Below are 2,782 nucleotides of genomic sequence, written 5' to 3'. Positions count from 1 at the left end.
GCTGGACTCGGTGTTCGTCGGCCGGTTGGACGACGACGACGCCCAGGCGGACGCCCTGCGGCTGCTGAAGGTCCCGGTCGGCGTCGGGTACGAGCAGGTCGTGGCGGCACTGGGCCGACGTCCGGGCGCTCAACAGCGCGGCTTGGAGCGAGACGTCGAGCCTCGCCAGTTCATCTTCGGCGACGGAGCGGGCGGCGTGGAGCGCATCCGCGTCGACTTCTCCGGCCCGCACCTGGACCACCTGCGCGCGGTCATGGACACGACACCGGGTTCGAAGGACGCGGCGTCCCCACCCCGGCGGCCCGGCAACGAGCTGGCGCTGCCCTCGGAGGAGAAGAAGCCCTACGTCGCAGTCCCGCCGGAGGACGACATCGAGCTGGAGCAGGACTTCGAGCTGGCGGCGGAACTGGAGGTCGGCCTGGCCGACGACAACCTCCTGGGCGCGCCAGACCCGTTGGCATCCGAGACGGGCGAGGTGGAGGGCGGCGTCCAGCCGGCAGCCGGGCAGCAGCAACACGCCCGGTCAGGTGGAAAGGGCGGCACCGGCCGGGACGCCGCATGAACGCGGCCCGGGAACGAGGCGTGCGCGCTGACGCGGGCCCCGGCCGCCGGGTCGCGGGCCGCCGCCCCGAGGACGCCCTCGTCGCGGCCGTGGGGGGTGCGGCATGAACACCCTGCTGACGTTGGCGGTGCTGCTGACGCTGGCCGCCGGGTGGCACGCCGTGAAGCGCCGCATCAAGGAAGGCGCACCGGCTCGGCGCGTGCCGAGCCGCAAGGCGACCATGTTCGCCGTCATGCTGGTCCTCGGCCTGCAGGCCATCGCCACGGCCCCCGCGGCCAGCGCGGCGGCGTGCGGCGAGGCACCGAACCCCGAACGCCCGGGCGCCGGGATGGTCGGCGCGATCGACCCGCCGGAGGGCCACGGCGAGCCGAACAGCGCCTACATCGACTACAGCTACGCCGGCATGGTCTGGAACACCTTCGAGACCAACTGCACGGCGGTGAACCTCACCCCGCCCGGGTCCACTTTGGACACCTGGGGTGGCAACCAGTTGTTCAACCTGGGCAAGAACATCGTCGGCGCGACCAACTCGCTGCACTACACGGTGCTCGAGGGCGGCCTGCTGAACCCGATCTACAACGCGGTGAAGTCGGGCGCCGAGAAGGTCTACAACAACATCTACGCCCAGCTGTTCGGCCTGGTCGCCCTGATCCTGTCGATCATGATGTTCCGCAACATCTGGCGCGGCGACCTGGCCGCGGTCAGCAAACGGGCGCTCTACGCGCTCGCCGGGGTCTGGCTGGCGGCGTCGTCACTGGCGATGCTGCGGTACTTCGACCCGATCGACAAAGCGATCGTCCAGACGACGACGAACATCCAGGCGGGATTCGTCGACGAGAGCGGCGACCGGATCGTCCGCGACATCCTGCCGACCCAGCTCCACACGCAGATCGTCTACAACAACTGGCTGCGCGGGGAGTTCGGCACGCCGACGGCGCCGCAGGCTGAGCAGTTCGGCAAGCCGCTGCTCGACGCCCAGGCGTTCACCCGCAACCAGCTCGTGAACGGCGACGACGCCAACCAGTCCGTCATCGACGGCAAGAAGAACGCCTACAAGGACATCTCCACCAAGCTCGGCCCCGCCACCGGCTACTTCACCGGCGAGGCCGGCGGCCGCACCGGGGCCGGCTTCCTCTCGCTCGGCCAGGCCCTCGTCTACTCGCTCTTCCAGCTCCTGGCCAAGGCGAGCGTCCTGCTCGCCCAGGTCCTCATCCGCCTCTTCGCCCTGACCGCGCCGCTCATCGGCCTCGTCGCCCTGCTGCACCCGGAGATCCTGCGCCGCGTGCTCAAGGTCGCCGGCGGGGTCGCCTTCAACCTCGTCGTGCTCTCCGTCCTCGCCGGGGTGCACGCCCTGCTGCTGCAGGCCATCTTCGACGCCGGCAACTCGCTGAACATGCTCACGCAGATGGTCCTTGCCGGGCTCATCACCGTGCTGCTGTTCATGGTCGGGCGGCCGGTCCGGCGGCTGTGGCAGATGGTCGAGATGTCGGTCAGCATGGTCGGCGCCGCGGTGCCGTCGCCGGGCGGCGGGATCTTCTCCCGGTTCCGGCGCAACCGCAGCGGCCCGACCCCGCAGGACGAGTTCTGGCAGAACGTGCGCGACACCGACGACGTCGTCGACGGCGAGCAGCGCGGCCCGCTCGGGGCCACCGCCGGCGGCGGCCGGTTCCGGCCGGAAGCCACGATCTTCGCCAACGCCCAGCGCCTCGACAACGGCTCCAGCGCCTCCCGCCCGGCCGCTGCCTGGTCCGGCGCGTGGCCCGGCGCCATCCCCGGCGGCTCCGCGGGCGCGCTGCCCGCGGGCGGGCGTCCCGGCGCCCCGGTGTTCGGCCAGTACAACCCGGCCAGTGGCGACGGCGGCGAGTACGTCGTCGTCGGCGCCGGTGGCCGGCCGACGACGCGGGAGGAGAGCCGGCGCGTCGACACCTCGCCGGTGGCCGACCGGCGCTGGAGCGACGAGCCCGAGCCCGTCGTCGTGCCCTCCGACCTGCGCCCGCCCGAGTCCGGCTTCAGCGACTACGTGCCGCGCACCCCCGGCGTGCGCGCCCAGCCGCGTCGCGTCGACCCCGAAGTCGTCGCGGGCAAGCCGGTTTTCGTGCTCTACCGGCCGTCTCGGGGCATCGAGGTCCGCGAGGAACCGCGGGACACCGACCACGTGATGGGGCGGTGACCGATGCCGATCCGCACCAACCGCGGCCGCGCCGCGGTCTACCGGCGCCT

Annotated in this window: 1 protein-coding gene and 1 pseudogene; both read left to right on the top strand. The window is 72.2% G+C overall.

Translation table 11 applies throughout. The features are described 5' to 3' along the window. A pseudogene (locus CCN39_RS47940) lies at positions 1–562 on the top strand (ATP-binding protein); the annotation flags it as partial. 103 nt (positions 563–665) lie between these two features. Beyond that, positions 666–2,732 carry a hypothetical protein gene (locus tag CCN39_RS47935; protein ID WP_086853850.1) on the top strand — a complete coding sequence of 689 codons (2,067 nt, stop codon included), beginning with the start codon at positions 666–668 and terminating at the stop codon, positions 2,730–2,732. Positions 2,733–2,782 lie beyond the last annotated feature (50 nt).

The organism is Amycolatopsis kentuckyensis (assembly GCF_002155975.1).
Lineage (GTDB): Bacteria > Actinomycetota > Actinomycetes > Mycobacteriales > Pseudonocardiaceae > Amycolatopsis > Amycolatopsis kentuckyensis.
This window is presented reverse-complemented; position numbering and strand designations above follow the sequence as displayed.

Excerpts from the sequence above, each read along its gene's own strand:
- CCN39_RS47935 (WP_086853850.1), top strand. The coding sequence starts at position 666 with ATGAACACCCTGCTGACGTTGGCGGTGCTGCTGACGCTGGCCGCCGGG.